The sequence below is a fragment of the Flexivirga aerilata genome, from assembly GCF_013002715.1.
Taxonomy (GTDB): Bacteria; Actinomycetota; Actinomycetes; order Actinomycetales; family Dermatophilaceae; genus Flexivirga; species Flexivirga aerilata.
On record NZ_JABENB010000001.1, the window covers coordinates 2,072,853 to 2,093,369 of the forward strand.

General features: G+C 71.3%; 14 protein-coding genes. 12 read left to right on the plus strand and 2 right to left on the minus strand.

Going from position 1 to position 20,517, the window contains the following annotated elements; genetic code table 11:
- The first annotated feature begins 4 nt into the window (after positions 1–4).
- Both miaA and dapF read left to right on the plus strand, forming a co-directional pair.
- On the plus strand, positions 5–916 hold the full coding sequence (gene miaA, locus HJ588_RS09805; protein WP_171155614.1) for a tRNA (adenosine(37)-N6)-dimethylallyltransferase MiaA: 912 nt from the start codon (positions 5–7) through the stop codon (positions 914–916).
- Positions 917–953: 37 nt separating this feature from the next.
- Positions 954–1,817, plus strand: a complete 864-nt coding sequence (gene dapF / locus HJ588_RS09810; protein ID WP_343036657.1) for a diaminopimelate epimerase — start codon at positions 954–956, stop codon at positions 1,815–1,817.
- On the opposite strand, the gene HJ588_RS09815 is transcribed toward dapF, so the two are convergent.
- Entirely contained in the window at positions 1,801–2,400 is a 600-nt protein-coding gene (locus HJ588_RS09815; RefSeq protein ID WP_171154426.1) for a class I SAM-dependent methyltransferase, read from the minus strand. The two genes, dapF and HJ588_RS09815, sit on opposite strands and share 17 nt — an antisense overlap.
- A 78-nt stretch (positions 2,401–2,478) precedes the next feature.
- Here HJ588_RS09815 and hflX point away from each other — a divergent pair, with 78 nt between their 5' ends.
- The 4 genes from hflX (at position 2,479) to HJ588_RS09835 (ending at position 9,775) form a co-directional block, all read left to right on the plus strand.
- Positions 2,479–3,969: a GTPase HflX gene (gene hflX / locus HJ588_RS09820; RefSeq protein ID WP_171154427.1), complete on the plus strand. Its 1,491-nt coding sequence runs from the start codon at positions 2,479–2,481 to the stop codon at positions 3,967–3,969.
- A 90-nt stretch (positions 3,970–4,059) separates the two neighbouring features.
- The gene (locus HJ588_RS09825; protein WP_171154429.1) at positions 4,060–6,732 is read left to right on the plus strand and encodes an MGH1-like glycoside hydrolase domain-containing protein; all 2,673 of its coding nucleotides are present in this window, start codon (positions 4,060–4,062) and stop codon (positions 6,730–6,732) included.
- A 68-nt stretch (positions 6,733–6,800) separates the two neighbouring features.
- Positions 6,801–9,146 carry a helicase C-terminal domain-containing protein gene (locus HJ588_RS09830; RefSeq protein WP_171154431.1) on the plus strand — a complete coding sequence of 782 codons (2,346 nt, stop codon included), beginning with the start codon at positions 6,801–6,803 and terminating at the stop codon, positions 9,144–9,146.
- Positions 9,143–9,775 carry a phosphatase PAP2 family protein gene (locus HJ588_RS09835; RefSeq protein ID WP_171154433.1) on the plus strand — a complete coding sequence of 211 codons (633 nt, stop codon included), beginning with the start codon at positions 9,143–9,145 and terminating at the stop codon, positions 9,773–9,775. Before HJ588_RS09830 ends, HJ588_RS09835 begins: the two co-directional genes overlap by 4 nt.
- A gap of 235 nt (positions 9,776–10,010) precedes the next feature.
- Here HJ588_RS09835 and purU read toward each other — a convergent pair whose 3' ends face one another.
- The gene (purU, locus tag HJ588_RS09840) at positions 10,011–10,865 is read right to left on the minus strand and encodes a formyltetrahydrofolate deformylase (protein ID WP_171154435.1); all 855 of its coding nucleotides are present in this window, start codon (positions 10,863–10,865) and stop codon (positions 10,011–10,013) included.
- A gap of 42 nt (positions 10,866–10,907) precedes the next feature.
- Between purU and holA the strand changes: the two genes are divergently transcribed.
- The 6 genes from holA to HJ588_RS09870 all read left to right on the plus strand — a co-directional run bounded on the left by holA (position 10,908) and on the right by HJ588_RS09870 (position 20,341).
- On the plus strand, positions 10,908–11,864 hold the full coding sequence (gene holA / locus HJ588_RS09845) for a DNA polymerase III subunit delta (protein ID WP_171154437.1): 957 nt from the start codon (positions 10,908–10,910) through the stop codon (positions 11,862–11,864).
- Positions 11,865–12,082: 218 nt separating this feature from the next.
- Positions 12,083–12,343 (plus strand): 30S ribosomal protein S20, encoded by a 261-nt coding sequence (rpsT, locus tag HJ588_RS09850; protein WP_171154439.1) that lies wholly within the window; start codon positions 12,083–12,085, stop codon positions 12,341–12,343.
- Between the two features lie 265 nt (positions 12,344–12,608).
- Positions 12,609–15,473 carry a leucine--tRNA ligase gene (gene leuS / locus HJ588_RS09855; RefSeq protein WP_171154441.1) on the plus strand — a complete coding sequence of 955 codons (2,865 nt, stop codon included), beginning with the start codon at positions 12,609–12,611 and terminating at the stop codon, positions 15,471–15,473.
- 29 nt (positions 15,474–15,502) lie between these two features.
- The gene (locus HJ588_RS09860) at positions 15,503–16,399 is read left to right on the plus strand and encodes a DegV family protein (RefSeq protein ID WP_171154444.1); all 897 of its coding nucleotides are present in this window, start codon (positions 15,503–15,505) and stop codon (positions 16,397–16,399) included.
- Positions 16,400–16,852: 453 nt separating this feature from the next.
- Positions 16,853–17,899, plus strand: coding sequence for a ComEA family DNA-binding protein (locus HJ588_RS19405; RefSeq protein ID WP_246241794.1), 1,047 nt, complete (start codon positions 16,853–16,855; stop codon positions 17,897–17,899).
- A gap of 6 nt (positions 17,900–17,905) precedes the next feature.
- Positions 17,906–20,341 carry a ComEC/Rec2 family competence protein gene (locus HJ588_RS09870; protein WP_171154446.1) on the plus strand — a complete coding sequence of 812 codons (2,436 nt, stop codon included), beginning with the start codon at positions 17,906–17,908 and terminating at the stop codon, positions 20,339–20,341.
- Positions 20,342–20,517: the final 176 nt, after the last annotated feature.

A 20,517-nucleotide genomic window follows, 5' to 3' on the forward strand; every position in this document is an offset into this window, starting at 1 on the left:
CCGCATGCCGATCGTCGCCGTCGTCGGGCCGACCGCGACCGGCAAGTCCGACCTCGGCATCGCGCTCGCCCGGCGGCTCGGTGGCGAGGTCGTCAATGCCGACGCGTCGCAGTTCTACCGCGGCATGGACATCGGCACCGCGAAGCTGCCGCCGGAGGAGTGGGGCGGCGTGCCGCACCACCTGCTCGACGTGCTGGACGTGCGCGAGGAGGCGAGTGTCGCGGCATACCAGGGGCGGGCGAGAGAGGCGTTCGCCGCGATCCGGGCGCGTGACCGGGTGCCGCTGCTGGTCGGTGGCAGCGGGCTCTACGTGCGAGCGGCGCTGGACGACCTGCAGATCCCGCCGACCGACGCGTCGGTGCGGGCCCGCTGGGAGGCCCGGCTGGAGGAGCTCGGTGCGGACCGGCTGCATGACGAGCTCGCGGCGCGCGATCCGGAGGCCGCCGCCAACATCCCGGCCGGCAACGCACGCCGCGTCGTGCGCGCCCTCGAGGTCGTCGAACTCACCGGTCGCCCCTTCTCCGCGACCATGCCGCGCCGCGAATTCGTCGCTCCCACAGTGGTGCTCGGCCTCGCCATCGAGCGAGCCGACCTCAACGAACGCATCGTGCGTCGCATCGACCGGATGTGGTCGTCGGGTCTGCTGGAGGAGGTCCGCCGCCTCGATGCCCAAGGTCTGCGCGACGGGCGCACCGCGAGCCGGGCGATCGGCTACGCCCAGGCGCTGCGGCAACTCGACGGTGAACTCACCGAGGAAGAAGCCAAGAGCGAAACCGCAGCCGTCACAAGGAAGTTCGCCCGCCGACAGCAGTCTTGGTTTGGACCCGACCCCCGCATCCACTGGCTGCCGTATGACGCGCCGGACCTGCTCGACCGCGCGCTCGGGGTGCTGGGCCGCGCCGCGCCGCTCCGCTGAGTTTGTCCCGTCATACGGCATGCCGTTGAATGTCGGCGTGACGACGATCGCCTTTGCCAAAGGGGAGGGCACGCTCAACGACTTCGTGCTCGTGCCCGCGCTCGACGGTGCCCCGGAGCTGGACGCCCGCGAGGTGACGTTCCTCGCCGACCGGCGGGCCGGCATCGGCGGGGACGGCGTGATCCGCGTGGTGCCGATCGAGCACGCGCCGGAGGAAATCCGGCAGCGCGCCGAGGACGCGCGGTGGTTCATGGACTACCGCAACCACGACGGCTCGATCGCCGAGATGTGCGGCAACGGCACCCGTGTCTTCGCCCGCTACCTGGTCGATCACGGGCTGGTCGACACCCCGGAGTTCGCGATCGCGACCCGGGCCGGCGTCAAGCGGATCACCCCGGCCGGGGACGGCTTCGCCACCGATCTCGGGCCGTGGCGGCTGGCCCGGCCGGCCGACGCCGCCGAGCGGGGGATGGACGGTGTCGTGCAGGTCGTCGGCGCCGAGGACCCGCTGCCGGCGCTCAGCCTCGACCTCGGCAACCCGCACACGGTCGTCGCGTTGCCCCCGGGCATCGACCTCGGCGCGCTGGACCTGACGCACGCGCCGCACGTGGACCCGCACCCCGAGCACGGCACCAACGTGGAGTTCGTCCGCGCGCTCGACCCCGGCCACATCAGCATGCGCGTGCACGAGCGCGGCGTCGGTGAGACCCAGAGCTGCGGCACCGGCGCGGCCGCGGCCGCGCTCGCGACGTGGTGGTGGGCGGGTCAGCCCGCCGGCCAGCTCGACTGGCGGGTCGACGTGCCGGGCGGGACCCTCGGCGTACACATCGCCGGCGACCGGGTGGCCCTCTCCGGGCCGGCGCACGTGATCGCCGAGGGACAGGTCACGTTGCCGGGCTGACGCGCAGGATGCGGAACCCCTTCACACTCGTGAAGCGCTCGGCCGCGAAACCGCGCTCGGTCAGCCACTTCTGCAGCGAGTCCGACCCGAGATTGCGCTGCACCACCAGGTAGGCGACGCCGTCGTCGGTGAGGCGCGGCAGCCAGGTGGTGAGCAGGTCGTGCAGCGCCTGCTTGCCGACCCGGATCGGGGGGTTGGACCAGATCAGGTCGAACCGCTGCCCGGCCGGCACCTGCTCGGCGGTGGCGCCGTGCACGTTGGACAACCCGAGATCGGCCGCATTGTGGGCGAGCAGGTCGAGGGCGCGCTCGTTGACGTCGACACCCCACACGTGCGCGTCCGGTGACAGCAATCCGAGGCTGAGCGCGATCGGGCCCCAGCCGCAGCCCAGATCGAGGAAGGTGCCGTCGCTCGGCGGCGGGGGAGCGTGCTGCAGCAGCACGCTCGTGCCCTGGTCGATGCGGTCGGGGGAGAAAACACCCGGTGCGACCTGCACGGCGCGGGTCCGCCCGGCAAGGGGCACGTTGATCGTGCGGCGCTCGTCCGCGCTCGCCGGCTGTGCGGTGAAGTAGTGGTCGCTCATCGGATCGCAACGGTATCGCCGTACGGGTGGATTAACTCGCTCGCCCGGAGCGTTGACACCTGAGACGATATGGAGAACATGACAGCTCGAAACACCCAAGACATGCGTCGATCCGATCTGCTGGACGGCCGCGCAGAGGCGCTGGCCGCGGAGGCGGACGTCGACCCCCGCTACGACAACGACGGCTTCCTCATCGAGGGAAGCACCGACGGCGACCAGTTCGACCGTGAGGACCGTGCCGCGCTGCGCCGCGTCGCCGGTCTGTCCACCGAACTCGAGGACGTCACCGAGGTCGAATACCGCCAGCTGCGCCTCGAGCGCGTCGTGCTCGCCGGCGTCTGGGGCGAGGGCACCGCGGAGGAGGCCGAGCACTCGCTGCGCGAGCTCTCCGCGCTCGCCGAGACCGCCGGCTCGACCGTGCTCGCCGGCGTGCTGCAGCGCCGGCTCAAGCCGGACCCCGGCACCTGGATGGGCTCGGGCAAGGCGGCCGAGCTGCGCGACATCGTGATCGCCGAGGGTGCCGACACCGTCATCGCCGACACCGAGCTCACGCCGAGCCAGCGTCGCGGGCTGGAGGACGTCGTCAAGGTCAAGGTCATCGACCGCACCGCGCTGATCCTCGACATCTTCGCCCAGCACGCCAAGTCCAAGGAGGGCAAGGCACAGGTCGAGCTGGCCCAGCTGCAATACCTCCTGCCGCGCCTGCGTGGTTGGGGTGAGTCGATGTCCCGGCAGGCCGGTGGCCAGGCCGCCGGCGGTCAGGGCATGGGTTCGCGCGGTCCCGGTGAGACCAAGATCGAGCTCGACCGGCGCCGCATCAACACCCGCATCGCCAAGCTGCGGCGTGAGCTGTCGGGGATGAAGACGATGCGCGACACCAAGCGGCACTCCCGCCGCGCCGGCCAGGTGCCGTCGGTCGCGATCGCCGGCTACACCAACGCCGGCAAGTCCTCGATCCTCAACCGGCTCACCGGTGCTGGCGTGCTGGTGCAGAACCAGCTGTTCGCCACCCTCGATCCGACCGTACGCCGGGCCGAGACCCGCGACGGTCGCGGTTACACGCTGGTCGACACGGTCGGCTTCGTGCGCGAGCTGCCCCACCAGCTCGTCGAGGCGTTCCGCTCCACGCTGGAGGAGGTCGGTGAGGCCGACCTGGTGCTGCACGTCGTCGACGGCTCCCACCCCGACCCGGAGTCGCAGATCACCGCGGTGCGCGAGGTGCTCGCCGACGTCGGCGCCGACCAGGTCAAGGAGGTCGTGGTCGTCAACAAGGCCGACCTCGCCGACCCGCACGTGATCGACCGTCTGCTGCGCGCCGAGAAGCACGCGATCGCCGTATCCGCCCGCACCGGAGCCGGATTCGACGAGCTGCAGCAGCTCATCGACGACGAGTTGCCCCGTCCCGACATCCGGGTCGAGCTGTTGCTGCCCTACCAGCGTGGCGACCTGCTCTCCCGGCTGCACGAGGAGGGCGAGGTGCTCGCGACCGAGCACACCGCCGATGGGACGCACGTGCACGCCAAGGTGACGCCGGTGCTGCAGGGGGAGCTCGCCGCGTTCGCAGTGTGACGGTGCGCGACCGCGAGGCTCGCCGCCGCGACTGTATGCCGGCGCCCGCGCCACCCCACGCGCCCAGCGGGACGTGGCAGTCTTCGGCGGGTGACGACGACACCGACGACACCGCCGACCGCCGAACACGCCCGTCTCGCTGAGTCTCCCGACGCCGACGCGCCCTGGCGCCTCTGGGGGCCGTATGTGTCCGGGCGCCAGTGGGGCACGGTCCGCGAGGACTACTCGGCCGACGGGAACGCCTGGGACTACTTCCCGTTCGACCACTCCCACCTGCGCGCCTACCGGTGGGGCGAGGACGGCCTCGCCGGTCTCACCGACCGCTTCGGCTTCCTCAACCTCGGGGTCGCGGTGTGGAACGGCCGCGACGACCGGCTCAAGGAGCGGCTGTTCGGGCTGACCAACGGCCAGGGCAACCACGGCGAGGACGTCAAGGAGGTCTGGTGGCCGACCGACGCCACCCCGACCCACTCCTTCGCCACCTGGCTCTACCGCTACCCGCAGGCCGCCTTCCCCTATGCCGAACTCGTCGCAGGCAATGCGGCCCGTGACCGGTCCCAGCCGGAGTACGAGCTCACCGACACCGGTGTGCTCGACGACAACCGCTTCTTCGACGTCGAGGTCACCTACGCCAAGGCGGGCCCGACCGACGTCCTCATGCAGGTGACCGTCACCAACCAGGGACCCGACCCCGCGCCACTCGACCTGGTGCCGCAGGCGTGGCTGCGCAACACGTGGGCGTGGGGCGGCGACGACCGCACGCCGACGATGCGACTGGTGGACGGCGCCGTCGAGGTCAAGCACGCGTGGCTGGGCACCTACCGGCTGGAGGCCGAGGGCGACCCGCGGATCGTCTTCTGCGACAACGAGACCGACGATCAGGAGCTCTACGGAAGTGCCGGCCGGTCGGACTGCCCGAAGGGCGGGATCGGTCGTGCCGTGGTGCACGGCGACGAGTCGCAGGTGCGGGCCGACGAGGGCACCAAGGCCGGCTTCTGGTGGCACTACGACCAGGTGGAGCCGGGCGGCACCCGCACGGTGCGTCTGCGCCTCTCCGCGACCGGCGCGAGCACCGAGGACGCGCACGCGCCCTTCGAGGCCGCGTCCGCCGGCGGGTTCGCCGACTTCGACGAGGTGCTGCGAGCACGGAAGCAGGAGGCTGACGACTTCTACGCGGCGGTCATCCCGCAGCAGGCGACTGCCGACGACACCCACATCGCCCGCCGCGCATTCGCCGGATTGCTCTGGGGCAAGCAGCTTTTCCGCTACCCGGTCGAGTCCTGGCTGCAGGGGGACCCCCAGCCACCGGCTCCCACGGAACGCCGCGAGCCCGGCGCCCGCAACGTCAACTGGACGCACCTGGACCTCGCGGACGTCATCTCGATGCCGGACGAGTGGGAGTATCCCTGGTTCGCGTCCTGGGATCTGGCCTTCCACACCGTGCCGCTGGCGCTGATCGACCCGGCGTTCGCCAAGGACCAGCTCGAGCTGATGGTCGCCGAGTGGGCGCAACATCCCAACGGACAGCTGCCGGCATACGAATGGAACTTCGACGACGTCAACCCGCCGGTGCACGCCTGGGCGACCTGGCTGGTGTATTCCGTTGCGGGAGACCAGGATCGGGACTTCCTGATCCGGGTGTTCGGCAAGCTGTTGCTCAACTTCTCGTGGTGGATCAACCGCAAGGACGCCGACGGCTCCTACCTCTTCGAGGGTGGCTTCCTCGGCATGGACAACATCGGGCTGTTCGACCGGTCCAAGCCGCTGCCCGACGGGTTGCGGCTGGAGCAGTCCGACGCGACGAGCTGGATGGCCTTCTACTCGCTGTCGATGCTGCGGATCGCGGTCGAACTCGCCCAGGAGACGCCCGCCTGGGGTGCGACCGCGCGCACCTTCTTCGACTACTTCCTGCGCCTCGCACAGGCAATGGACACCTTTGGCTCCCAAGGCATTTCACTCTGGGACGAGGGCGACGGCTTCTACTACGACGCCGTCGTCCGGCCGGACGGCAGCTGTGAGCGACTGCCGGTGCGCTCGCTCGTCGGGTTGCTGCCGCTGATCGCGGTCGAGTCGGTGCACCCGCTCCTCGCCGCGCAACTGCCACGGCTGGTGGGCGAGGTGCAGTGGATGGAACGCCGCGACACCGGCCTGGCGTCGGTCTTCGACCATCACCAGACCCATGACGATCAGCGGATCACCATGGCCCTCGTGACAGCTGACCGCCGGAAGCGGTTGCTGGCAATGGTTTTCGATGAGTCGGAGTTTCTGTCGGCGCACGGCATACGCTCGCTGTCCGCGCAATATCGCGAGCCGCTCACCGTCGACATCGGTGGTGAGCATCTGTCCCTGCGCTACACGCCCGCCGAGTCCGACAGTGCGCTCTTCGGCGGCAACTCCAACTGGCGCGGGCCGGTCTGGTGGCCGGTCAACTTCCTGCTCCTGGACGCCCTCCAGACGTATGCCGAGGCATATCCCGACGAACGGATCGCCGACGCGAGCGGCGCCGCCACCGAGCGCACCCTGGGGGAGGGCGCCGACGAGCTCGCGAACCGGCTGGTCGGGCTCTTCCGCCCCGGGCCGGACGGGCGTCGCCCGGGCACGCCCCGGTGGTATCCGAGCGGGCCGCTCTGGGATCAGCACGTCACCTTCAGCGAGTACTTCGACGGGGACGACGGCTCAGGCCTTGGCGCGACCCACCAGACCGGCTGGACGGCACTGGTGGCCCAGCTGATCTGCGCGGGCACCGCGCAGACACCGGGCTGAGCGGCGGGGATCCACACGGCGCCCCGCGCCTGCACGAGCCGGGGGTCGGCACGGCATACCCTGGACCAATGCCTGTGGATCTCGACGACCTGATGCGTGCCGCCGTCGGGGGAGTCGGCGGCAGCGAGCGCCCGGGGCAGCAGCAGATGGCCAGGGCGGTGGACCAGGCGGCGCGGGACGGCGCCCACCTGCTCGTGCAGGCCGGCACCGGCACCGGCAAGTCGCTCGCCTACCTGGTGCCCGCGATCAAGCATGCGGTCGAGACTCGGCAGCCGGCCATCGTGGCGACCGCGACGCTCGCCCTGCAGGCCCAGATCGTCGACAACGACCTGCCCCGCATCGCCGACGCCGTCGAGCCGCTGCTCGGCCGGCGCCCGACCTTCGGGCTGGTGAAGGGCCGGCGAAATTACCTGTGCCTGCACAAGGTCGAGGGTGGCTACCCGGACGAGGAGGACGCACTTCTCGAGATCGGCGAGGTCGATCGGGCTGCCGGCCGCATCGGCGAGGAGGTCGTCCGGCTGCGTGAGTGGGCGCAGGAGACCGAGACCGGTGAGCGCGACGAGCTGGTGCCCGGCGTCAGCGAGCGGGCCTGGCGCCAGGTGTCGGTCTCGGCGGAGGAGTGCCTCGGGTCCAAGTGCCCGATGGTCACCGAGTGCTTTGTCGAGCGATCCCGCGCGGCGGCCAAGGAGGTCGACGTCGTGGTCACCAACCACAGCTTCATGGCGATCGACTCCTTCGAGGGCCGGCAGATGCTGCCCGAGCACGACCTGCTGATCGTCGACGAGGCGCACGAGCTCGTCGACCGCGTCACCTCGACCATCACCGACGAACTCACCGCAGGCATGGTTTCCACGGCGGCGCGCCGGTGCGGGCGAATGGCCGACGCGTCCACGATGCGTGAGGCCGGGGAGCTGATGCAGGAGCTGCTCGACGGCCTCCAGGAGGGACGGCTGCTCGGCATACCCGACGCTCTCGGTCTTGCGCTGGCCAGGGTGCGCGACGCGGCACGCTCGGTGCAGAGCGAGCTCAAGCCCGCCTCGCCCGCCGACAACGACGCGAGCCGGCAGGTTGCCCGGGCGGCGGTCGACGAGATCTTCGACAACGCCGACCGGATCCTCGAGGGCCGCGAGCTCGACGTGGTGTGGATCTCCAAGGACCCGCGCCGCGGATCGGTGCTCCGTGTCGCGCCGATGAGCGTGGCAATGCTGTTGCGGGACAAGGTGTTCGGTGACCGCACGGTGGTCATGACCTCAGCCACCCTGGAGCTCGGCGGCTCCTTCGACGCTGTGGCCGGCACGCTCGGCCTGCGCGGCGAGGGCGGCCCGCGGTGGACCGGGCTCGACGTCGGCTCGCCCTTCGACTACCCCCGCCAGGCCATCGCGTATGTCGCCTCACAACTCCCGCCGCCCGGTCGCGACGGGCTGTCGACCGCCGCCATGGACGAGATCGAGACGCTGATCCGCGCCTCGGGCGGACGCACGCTGGGGTTGTTCTCCTCCACCCGCGGCGCGCGGGCCGCGGCGGAGGAGATGCGCGCGCGGCTGGGTGACGACTTCCCGGTGCTGTGTCAGGGCGACGACCAGATCCGCACGCTGGTGGGGCAGTTCGCCGCCGACGCGCGCACCTGCCTCTTCGGCACGATGACCCTCTGGCAGGGCGTCGACGTGCCCGGTGTGTCGTGCCAGCTGGTGATCATCGACCGCATCCCGTTCCCGCGGCCCGACGACCCGCTGGCGTCCGCGCGCTCCCAGGAGATCGCCCGTCGCGGCGGCAACGGCTTCATGGCGGTGTCGGCGACCCACGCCGCGCTGCGTCTCGCGCAGGGCGCCGGCCGCCTGATCCGCCGCAGCTCCGACCGGGGAGTCGTCGCGTTCCTCGACACCCGGATGATCACCGCCCGTTATGCGGGCTTCCTGCAGAAGTCGCTGCCGCCCTTCTGGCCGACCACCGACCGGGCGCTGGTGCTCAAGGCGCTGAAGCGGCTGGACGAGACCGCGGGTCCCGTTGGCGCGCAAGCGGATCCGGCGCCCGAGGAGTCACAGGTCGAGGTCGACCCGGCGCCCGCCGAGGAGGAGCCCGGCGACATGGCGCCTGTGCCCGACCCAGAGCACGACGATCTCGCGCCGGTGGTGGATGAGTCTGCTGGCGCCGAGCCGGTGGAGGCTCCGGAGACTGAGGCGCCGGCCTCGGCGACGGAGGCTGGGGCGCCGGTCTCGGTGACGGAGGCTGAGGCTGCGGCGACGGCACCGGTGCCCGCGGCACCACCGGCCGAGGGGTGGACCGAGGAGGACGACGAGGAGCTGCGCGACGGCGCCGAGCTCGGCCTCGACCCCGAGGAACTCGCCGACCATCTCGACCGGCCGCTGCCGCAGGTGCAGTCCCGGATGGCCCAACTCGGCCTGGGCACAACGTGATCCGTCGGAGCGAAGCGGCCGGCGTCGTGTTCGTCGTGGTGTCGGTGCTGTTGGGCGCCTACCTGACCCACCGCGGCGCATCGCACACCGGCGAGCTGCGGCTCGACATCTGGTGGTCCCACCACCGGCCGTCCTGGCTGGCCGAACCCAGCAAGGTCATCGCCCACTACGGCGCGGGCCCGCTCGCCTACCTGCCGGTGCTCGCCCTGCTCCTCGTCGTATGGCGCAAAGGCGGCATCCCGGCAGCCCTCGCCACCGCGCTGGTCTTCCTGGCCGGCCGGATCAGCGTGACGATCGCGAAGGCGATCTATCAGCGGCCGCGGCCCCCGGCGGACGTCGTGCACGCCCTCGTGCCGGTCACCGACCGCGCCAGCATGCCGAGCGGACACACAGCGTTGGCAGCGGCTTTCGCGGGTGCGCTGGTCTACGCGGTGCACCGAAGCGGTCGCTCCGTCATACCTGCGGTGGTGGTGGGGGTGCTGCTCGTGGTGGCCTACGCCGTCAGCCGGATGGTCGTCGGTGCGCACTATCTCGGCGACGTCACGGTCGGCGCGCTGCTGCCGGTCGGGGTCATGCTGCTGGTCGGCGGCCTGCTCGACCGCCGACTCGATCGCCCCGCGCGCCGCTGACCGGCGGCCCGCATACCCTCCGGCCGGGGACTCGTCACGTCATACGGCGACTTGTCACGTCAACGTTCACTTGTCACGTAAAAGGCGACTCGTCACGTAACAGGTGGACTTGTCACGTGCTAGAGCACGTGACAAGTCGGCACAACGTGGACAAGTCCGCATTGACGTGACAAGTCGGCATTCACGTGACAAGTCGGCAATGACGTGACAAGTCGGCACAACGCGTGACAAGTCCTCAGCGCAACACGACCGTGCTGGTGCCGTTGGGAAAGACGCGGTGCTCGGCGTGCCAGGTCACCGCCCGCGCCAGCACCTGGGCCTCGACGTCGCGGCCGGCCACGACCATCGCGTCGGGGGAATAGCCGTGGTCGATGCGGGCCACGTCCTGCTCGATGATCGGGCCCTCGTCCAGCTGCGGCGTGACGTAATGCGCGGTCGCGCCGATCAGCTTCACGCCGCGCTGGTGGGCCTGGTGGTAGGGCCGCGCGCCCTTGAAGCTCGGCAGGAACGAGTGGTGGATGTTGATCGCCCGCCCGGCGAGCCGCGCGCAGAGGTCGTCCGACAGCACCTGCATGTAGCGCGCCAGGATCACCACCTCGGCACCGGTCTGCTCCACCAGCTCGAGTAGCCGGCGCTCGGCGGCCGGCTTGGTCGCCGCCGTCACGGGGATGTGGTGGAAGGGGATGTCGTGCGACGACACCAGCTTCTGGAAGTCCAGGTGGTTGGAGCCGACCGCGACGATGTCGAGCGGCAGCGCGCCGACCTGCTGCCGGTAGAGCAGGTCGTTGAGGCAGTGGCCCAGTTTGGACACCATCACCAGGGCCTTCATCCGCTCGCCGGCCGGCCAGAGCCCCCACGTCATCGCGAAGCGTTCGGCGACGGGCGCGAGCGACGCGCGCAGAGAGTCTTCGTCCACCGGCCCGTGCACCCGCGCCCGGATGAAGAACTGCCCGCTCAGCGGGTCGCCGTACTGCTGGCTCTCGTCGATGTTCGCCCCGTGCTCGACGAATACCGAGCTGATCGCCTGCACGATGCCCGGTCCGTCCGCGCACTGTGCGGTGAAGACGAAGGACTGGTCTTGCTCGGGCACGCTCGTTCCTCGGGTGTCGGCGGGGGATGGCAGGCTGTGAGTATGACGGACGTCCCCTCGCTGGTGCTGATCGCGGGCCCGGAGCAGGTGTTGGCCGAGCGCGCCGCCGCGAGCACGGTGGAGGCGCTGCGCGAGGCCGACCCCCAGGCGGAGCTGATCCGGCTGGACGCTGCGTCATACGAGGCGGGGGAGCTGCAGCTGCATGCCAGCCCGAGTCTGTTCGGCGGCAGCAAGATCGTGCTGGTCCGCGACCTGGACGAGGCCCGCGAGGAGCTGATCGCCGATGTTGTCGACGTGGCGGCCGCTGGGCTGGTCGACGCGACGCTGATCGTGCAGCACAAGGGCGGTGCGCGCGGCAAGAAGGCGCTCGATGCGCTGAAGAAGGCCGGCGCCCGGGTGATCGACGCGCCCGCGATCAAGAGCGACCGGGACAAGTCGGCGTTCGTGACCAACGAGTTCCGGGTCGGCCGCCGCAAGATCGAGCCGGATGCCGTCCGCGCGCTGCTGGAGGCGGTCGGCAAGGACCTGCGCGAGCTGGCGTCGGCCTGCCGGCAGCTCATCGACGACACCGAGGGCGTGATCACCGCCGAGGTGGTGCAGCGCTACCACGGCGGCAAGGTCGACGCGACCGGCTTCCGGGTGGCCGATGCGGCGGTCGGCGGCAACGCCCCCGAGGCGCTCCGCCTGCTGCGCCACGCGCTCGCGTCCGGCCTCGACCCGGTGCCGATCGTCGCGGTGCTGGCCAGCCAGCTGCGCCAGATCGCCCGGGTCGCGACGGCCGGGCGTGGATCGTCCGCGGCCCTCGCCAAGGAGCTCGGGATGGCGCCGTGGCAGGTCGACCGGGCCCGCCGCGACGCCAAGGGCTGGGACGGCGACCGGCTCGGCCGGGCGATCCAAGCGGTCGCGGCGGCAGACTTCGACGTCAAGGGCGGCGGCCGTGACCCGGTCTATGCGGTCGAGCGGGTGGTGCTGGCCATCGCTGCGGAGCGGCAGGGGTAGTGCCGCGGAGCGGCGGGGCTAGTGCCGCCGTGCCCGATTTGGGCGCGATCGAGCGGCGCTGGTAGATTTGGCGCTTGCGTGCGCGCTCTGGTCGTGCGCGCACGACTGCACGATCAGCATCAACCAGCGCGGCACGTCGCCCGGGTGTCCCCACGCCCCATCCGTCGCCGCGTCTGTCACCCTCATGACAGAAATCGACTCGACCGAGGAAGTATTCAGTGGCAAACATCAAGTCGCAGATGAAGCGGATCAAGACCAATGCGATCCGCACTGAGCGCAACCGGGCCTACAAGTCGGAGCTGCGCACGTGGATCCGCAAGACCCGTGAGGCCGTCGACGCCGGCGACAAGGACAAGGCGACCGAGCTGCTCGCCGCCGCGTCCAAGAAGCTGGACAAGGCCGTCAGCAAGGGCGTGATCCACAAGAACCAGGCCGCCAACAAGAAGTCGGCCCTGGCCAAGGCGGTCAACTCGCTCTGATGCGAAGCACGCGATGAGCCCGGTCCCGCCGTGCGGGGCCGGGCTTCGTCATACCCTCGCGCCCTGCCCGGTCCAGGCGGCGCGCGCAGGTGCGGTAGCCTGACCGGCGTGCGGCAGCTGCTCCTCCTTAGCCGGCCGCGTTGACGCCTGACGGACTTCGACGCGGCCTACCCTCCCGTGCTCCTCGTGAGCGACCGGAGGGTTTTTTCGTCCTAGCGGATCCGAACGCTGCCCACCACCGGCGAATAACCACGAGGAAAAGACGATGAACGACGAGAGCCCCGCGCACCGCTACACCCCGGCGCTGGCCGGCCGCATCGAGCGCGCCTGGCAGGACCGCTGGGAGGAGAACGGCACCTTCGAGGCGCCGAATCCCACTGGCCCCTGGGCCGATCCGCAGGCCGTCGGTGACCGGCCGAAGTTCATGGTGCAGGACATGTTCCCCTACCCGAGCGGTGACGGCCTGCACGTCGGGCACCCGCTGCCGTTCATCGCCACCGACGTCTATGCGCGCTACCAGCGGATGACGGGCAAGAACGTCCTCTACACGCAGGGCTTCGACGCGTTCGGGCTGCCGGCCGAGCAGTATGCCGTCAAGACCGGGCAGCACCCGCGCAAGACCACTGAGGACAACATCGCCACCTTCACCCGGCAGGTGCGCATGCTGGGACTCTCGCACGACCCGCGCCGTAAGGTCGCCACGATCGACCCCGGCTTCTACAAGTGGACCCAGTGGATCTTCACCAAGATCTGGGGCGCCTGGTATGACGAGGCCGCCGGCAAGGCACGCCCGATCGAGGACCTGGTCGCCGCCTTCGAGGCCGGCGACGTCGCGACCGCGGACGGCCGCCCGTGGGCGCAGCTGTCCGCCGACGAACAGCGCGCCGAGATCGACGGCCGCCGCCTCGCCTACAAGAAGGAGGTGCCGGTCAACTGGGCGCCGGGCCTCGGCACCGTGGTCGCCAATGAGGAGGTCACCAACGAGGGCCTCACCGAGCGCGGCGACATGCCGGTCTTCCAGCGCAACCTGTCGCAGTGGATGATGCGGATCACCGCCTACGCCGACCGGCTGCTGGACGACCTGGACCGGGTCGACTGGACCGAGTCGATCAAGGTCATGCAGCGCAACTGGATCGGCCGGTCGCACGGTGCGTCGATCCGGTTCGCGGTCGACGGGGTGGCCGCGCCGATCGAGGTGTTCACGACCCGGCCAGACACGATCTTCGGCACGACGTTCATGGTGCTGGCGCCGGAGCACCCGCTGGTCGACCAGCTGGTCCCGCAGGAGTGGCCCTCCGGCACGCACGACGCGTGGACCGACGGCGCGGCGACACCGGCGGAGGCCGTCGCGGCATACCGCACCGCGACATCGCGCAAGTCCGAGCTGGAGCGGCAGACCGAGGACGCCAAGGCCAAGACCGGTGTCTTCACCGGGTCGTTCGCGACCAATCCCGTGACGGGAGAACCGATTCCGGTCTTCATCGCCGACTACGTGCTGATGGGTTACGGCACCGGCGCCGTCATGGCGGTGCCCGCCGAGGACGCCCGCGACTGGGACTTCGCCAAGAAGTACGACCTGCCCTACGTTCGCACGGTCCAGCCGAGCGAAGGGCACGACGAGGACAAGCCCTACCTCGGCCACGGCGTGATGATCAACTCCGACAACGACCGGATCTCGTTGTCCGGCAAGGAGGTCGAGGAGGCCAAGGAGCTCGTCATCGACTTCCTGGAGAAGGAGGGCGTCGGTCGCGGCACGGTCACCTACAAGCTGCGCGACTGGCTCTTCAGCCGGCAGCGCTACTGGGGCGAACCCTTCCCGGTCGTGTATGACGAGTCCGGCGTCGCGCACGCGCTCCCCGAGTCGATGCTGCCGGTCGAGCTGCCCGACGTCGCGGACTACTCGCCGAAGACCTACGAACCCGACGACGCCGACTCCGAGCCGGAGTCGCCGCTGTCCCGAGCGACCGAATGGGTCGAGGTCGAACTCGACCTGGGTGACGGCCCGAAGAAGTATCGCCGCGAGACCGACACGATGCCCAACTGGGCCGGATCCTGTTGGTACGAGCTGAGATACACCGACCCGGCCAACGACGAGCGATTCGTCGACCGGGGCTGCGAGGAATACTGGATGGGGCCCGGCCGCGGTGCCGGTGCGGGCGTCGCGAACGACCCCGGCGGCGTCGACCTCTACGTCGGCGGCCCCGAGCACGCGGTGCTGCACCTGCTCTACGCGCGGTTCTGGCACAAGGTGCTCTTCGACCTGGGCGAGGTAACGTCGGAGGAGCCCTTCCGCCGGTTGTTCATCCACGGTTACGTGCAGGCCTACGCCTTCCGCGACCACCGCGGCCAGCCGGTGCCGGCGGCCGAGGTGGTCGAGCACGGCCAGGGCAAGGACATGACCTTCACCTGGCAGGGCGAGCCGGTCACCCGCGAATACGGGAAGATGGGCAAGTCGCTGAAAAACGTTGTCACGCCTGACGAAATGTCCGCCGAGTACGGCGCTGACACGTTCCGCGTCTTCGAGATGTCGATGGGCCCGCTGGACATCTCCCGCCCCTGGGAGACCCGCGCGGTCGTCGGCTCGCAGCGCTTCCTGCAGCGGCTGTGGCGCAACGTGGTCGACGAGGAGACCGGCGACCTGCGGGTCGCCGACGAGGCGCCGAGCGAGGACCTGAAACGCCTGCTGGCCAAGACGATCGACGGTGTCGGCCGCGACTACGAGGCGTTGCAGTTCAACACCGCCATCGCCAAGCTGATCGAGCTGAACAACGCGATCACCAAGGAGCCGGCGCCGCCGCGCGAGGCCGTCGAGGCGCTGGTGCTGATGACCGCGCCGGTCGCACCGCACATCGCCGAGGAGCTGTGGTCGCGGCTCGGACACCCGGAAACGCTGACCTACGAGGCGTTCCCGGCCGCCGACGAGTCGCTGCTGGTCGACGACACAGTGACCTGCGTCGTGCAGGTGCAGGGCAAGGTGCGCGACCGGCTCGAGGTGCCGGTCAGCATCTCCGACGCCGACCTGGAGGCCATGGCCCGCGAGAGCGAGAAGGTGTTGAACGCGTTGGACGGCAAGCAGATCCGCAAGGTGATCGTGCGTGCGCCCAAGCTGGTCAACATCGTGGCAGGCTGAGGCAGGGCGACACCCGAGGAGGCGACGACATGAAGGTCGCGGTGGTCACGGACTCCACGGCGTATCTGCCGGCCGAGATCGCGGTCGGCCACGGTCTGCACGTCGTGCCGATGCGCATCGCGATCGGCGGCGAGACCCGGCTCGAGGGACGCGACGTGAGCGCCGGCGAGGTCGCGCAGGCGCTGCGCGAGTTCGTGCCGGTGTCGACCTCCCGGCCGTCGCCCGCGGTCTTCACCGAGCTCTACGCCGAACTCGCCGAAGCCGGTCACGACGCGATCGTCTCCGTGCACGTGTCGTCGCAGATGTCCGCGACCCTGTCGTCGGCGCAGCTCGCCGCGCGTGACTCACGGATCCCGGTGACCGTCGTCGACAGCGGAACCATCGGCATGGCAATGGGTTTCGGAGTGATAGCGGCCGCCGAGGCGGCGGCGGTCGGTGACCCTGCGGAGTCGGTCGCAGAGACTGCGCGGCGCCATACGACGGCGTCGGAGACGGTGTTCTACGTCGACACGCTCGAGCATCTGCGCCGCGGCGGGCGCATCGGGCGGGCGTCGGCGCTGATGGGTTCGGCGCTCGCGATCAAACCGTTGCTCACGGTGCGCGACGGCCACATCGAGCCGCTGGAGCGGGTGCGCACCACGGCCAAGGCGCTGTCGCGGCTGACCGAGCTGGCCGCGAAAACCGTCGAGGACCTCGCCGCGCGGCTGGACGTCGACGGCGTGGACGTCGCGGTGCACCACCTGGACGCGCGTGAGCGCGCCGAGACCCTGACCGAACGGCTCGCCGAGCGACTCACCGACGCACGGCGGGTGCTCCTGGTCGAGCTCGGTGCGGCGGTCGGCGCGCACGTCGGTCCCGGCACCCTCGCGGTCGCGGTGACGCCGCGCTTCAGCGGCCGGCGCCGCATCGTCGGCTCCTCGGTCTAGCGTCGTCGGTCGAGCAGCCGGCTCCGGCGAGTGGGCGAATGTGGCTTCGGTGGTCGAGTAGCCGGCTTCGGCGAGTGGGCGAATGTGGCTTCGGTGGTCGAGTAGCCGGCTTCGGTGGTCGAGTAGCCGGCTTCGGCGAGCGTGCCAGCTTAGCTTCGTTGGTCGAGTAGCCGGCCCCGGCGAGCGTGCCATCTTAGCTTCGTTGGTCGAGTAGCCGGCCCCGGCGAGCGTGCCATCTTAGCTTCGGTGGTCGAGTAGCCGGCCCCGGCGAGCGAGTCGGCCCTGGTGTGGCTTCGGTGGTCGAGTAGCCGGCCCCGGCGAGCTTGCGAGCCCTCGGCGTATCGAGACGACCACCAGCCCCACCGTCCACATCCCCTCCGGCCACGCGCGGTCGTCCACAGCCGGCCGATCTCGCGCGGCGCCAACTGCCTTGTCACGTCTAGCTTTCCGGGTATGGCGCGACAGCGGAACGACGATCCGGTGCCCGACCGGCTGACGGCGGTGCTCGAAGAGCTCGAGGCGGTCCGGCGCGCTCCGGGCTGGGTGCCGGCGGAGGACGACGTGATCGACGAGCCACGGTCGCGGGTGGCGCAGCTGCCGCGCCGGGTCGCTGCCACCGCCCGCCGCCCGACGGAGGACACCGACCGTGAGTCGTCCGGGAGCGACCCGTCGACGACGGCCGGCACCTCCCGGGCAGGGCGCGGTGCGCGACATGCCGCCGGCACCGGCCCGGAGCAGGTGCGGCCCCATCGGCCGTTGCTGCGACCTCCGGAGCCCTTGCTCGGCGCCCAGGTGGCTCCGAGCCGGCTGGCAGTGGTGGGGGCCGTCGTCCTGGTGCTGATCGCCGCGCTCGTCTTCGGCGGCCGGGTGTTGTGGGCCCGCACCGCGGCGGCCCCGCACCCGGTGGCGCCGTCGGGGGCGGTGGCGGCGTCGCAGTCTGCCCTCGCGTCGGCGCGGGCAGGGTCGACGGCAGCGTCCGGTCCCGCGGCCGGTTTCGCCCCGTCGGCCGGTGGCACCCCTTCGAGCGCCGGCGCCTCCGTGCTGGTCGTCCAGGTCGTGGGCCAGGTGCGCCGTCCGGGTGTCGTGCAGGTGCGCGCCGGCTCGCGCGTGCAGGACGCGGTCCAGGCGGCGGGCGGCGCGCTGCCGGGTGCCGATCTGGCGGCGATCAACCTGGCGCGGCCGGTCACCGACGGGGAGCAGATCCAGGTGCCCAAGCCGGGGGAGCAGACCACGCCGGCACCGGCGGCAGCACCCGGGCCCGGCGCCCGGGCACCGGGCCCGGCGGCCGCCGGCGGGTCGGCGCCCGCGGTCGTCGACCTCAACTCCGCGGACATCGCCGCGCTCGACACGCTGCCCGGTGTCGGGCCGGTGCTGGCGCAGCGCATCGTGCAGTGGCGCACCGACAACGGACGGTTCACCAGTGTCGAGGAGCTCGGCGAGGTCAGCGGCATCGGGGACAAGCTGCTGGCGCAGCTGACACCGCTCGTCCGGGTGGGCTGATCGGCGGTGCGGCTGCTCCGCTCGGTGCTGGACCGGGTGTTTCCCGACCGGGCCTCCGGCGGCGGAGCGCCACCGCGCCTCGATCTGCGACTCCTGGTCGCTGCCGCGACCGGCTGGGTGGCCGTGCTGATCGCATTGCGTCTGCCCGCGACGCTCGTGCTCGCGTGGGCCGGGCTCGCCGCCACCAGCGCGGTGCTGCTCCTGCGGCTGGGCCGGCAGCGGGAGCTGCGGGTAGCCACTACTGCCGCACTGTCCTGCGCCGCGGCCGCCCTGGTGCTGTGCGCGACGGCCGGTCAGCTGCTCGCACGCCAGGCCGGTCCGGTGCGCGCGCTCGCCGCCGACCGCGCGACGGTGCGTGTCGAAGCGGTCGTCGACACCGACCCGCGACCGGTCGCCGCAGCCCACACCTATGGCAAATCCCTTGTGATCACCAAGGTTTCGGTCCGCGAGATCACCGGACGCGGGGCACGCAGCACGCCCCACACCCCGGTGCTGGTGATCGGCGACGATCGTTGGCTGCCGCTGCACTGGCATCAACGGATCGCCTTCGCGGGCAGACTGCAGGCGGCGGAACCGGGCGACGACGTGGAGGCGGTGATCATCCCTCGCGGGCCGCCCCGGGTCGTCGGCGGAGCCGGGCCGCTGCTCGACGGCATCGAGCGGCTGCGCAGCGACCTGCGCGATGCCACCGACGGGTTGCCGCGCGACCCGCGCGGGCTGGTGCCGGCGCTGGTCATCGGTGACACCTCCCGGCTGCCGCAGGAGCTCAACGACGACATGCGCGCGACCGGCATGACCCATCTCAACGCGGTCTCCGGCAGCAACGTCACCATGGTGCTGCTCGCCGCGATGTGGGTCGCCGGGTGGTTGCGTGTCCGGGGCCGCCGACGGCTCGTCTTCGCCGGTGTCGCGTTGCTGCTGTTCGTCCTGCTCTGCCGACCGGAGCCGTCCGTCGTGCGGGCGGCGGCCATGGGCGCGGTCGGCCTGGTGGGCCTCTCGACGGCGCGACGCACGGCAGGGGCTCCGGCTCTCGCGGCCGCGGTGCTCGCGCTGCTGGTCTACGACCCGTGGCTGGCCGCGTCATACGGTTTCGCACTGTCGTCACTCGCGACCGCGGGCCTGCTCTTCTTCGCCCGCCCATGGGCCGACCGCATCGCCCGATACCTGCCCCACCGGCTGGCGCCGCTCGCGGAAGCGATCGCGATCCCGATGGCCGCGCAGGCGATGTGTGCTCCGGTGATCGTGCTGCTGCAGGGCTCGGTCAGCCTCATCGGCATCCCGGCCAACGTGCTGGCAGCGCCATTGGTCGCCCCCGCCACGCTCGCGGGCATCGTGACCGTGCTGGTGGCCCCGATCAGCACGCAGCTGGCCTACGCCCCGGCGTGGCTCGCCGCGCTGCCGACCTGGGGCATCGCCTGGATCGCCCACACCTGCGCACGGGTGCCGCTCGGGGTGCTGCCGTGGCCGGACGGTGCCCTGGGCGCGCTGCTCCTCGCCGGTCTCACCCTGGTGCTGCTTGTCGGCGGGGTCGCGCTGTTGCGCCTGATCTGGCTGCGGCCCTACCTCGCGGCCGCCGCGGCTCTGCTCGGTGCCGCCGCGTGGGCCCCGGTGCCGGCGTTCGGCTGGCCGCCCGCCGGCTGGGTCTACGTGGCGTGCGACGTCGGTCAGGGCGACGGCGGCGTGCTCGCGACCAGCCCCGGGCACGCGGTGGTCGTCGACGCTGGCCCGGACCCCGGCCCGATCGCGCAATGCCTCGATCGCCTCGGCGTCACAGTCGTGGACGCGCTCGTGCTCACCCACTTCCACGCCGACCATGTCGGTGGGATCGACGGGGTCTTCCGCGGCCGCACCGTGCGCGAGATCTATTCGACGCCAGTGCATTCGGCCGGTCCGTCGTCCCCGGGGACCCATGACGCGCGGTCCGGCGACGAGCCCAGCGACGAGCCCCTGGTGCAGGCCGCACTCCGAAAGCACGGCATGACGGCGCGGTCGCTCCAGACCGGGATGCAACTGCACTACCTGGGCCTGGACGCCCGGGTGCTGGGACCGACGCGGCTCATCCGGGCCGGGTCGGTGCAGAACAACGCCAGCGTGGTGCTCGACGTCCGCTCGCGCGGGCTGCGCCTGCTGCTCACCGGCGACATCGAGAAGGAGGCGGGCGCGGCCGTGCTGCGCGCGCTGCGGGCAGAAGCCGATCCGGAGCCGGTCGACGTGCTGAAGGTGCCGCACCACGGCTCGGCCAACCAGGACCCCGACCTCGAGCGTGCGGTGCACGCGCCGATCGCGGTGATCAGCGTGGGCGCCGGGAACGACTACGGCCACCCGGCGCCGCGCACCCTCGACCTATTGCGGGACAGCAACTCCACGGCGTTTCGCACCGACCGCGGGGGCGCGATCGCGATCGTGGCTCGCGGTGGTCTGCCGTTCGTCGCCCGCCCCTGACCCGACCCGCGCGCCAGGACGCGCAGCCGTGCGACGCTCCGCCCCCTGCCCAGCGCCGAGGTAACGAGGTAGCACTGACTGCCGCTATGGCGGCGTTATAGCGGCAGTCAGTGCTACCTCGCGGGGGCGCCGGCTCAGGCACACCGACGTTCGCGGGTTGCCTTGGACGATGAGCT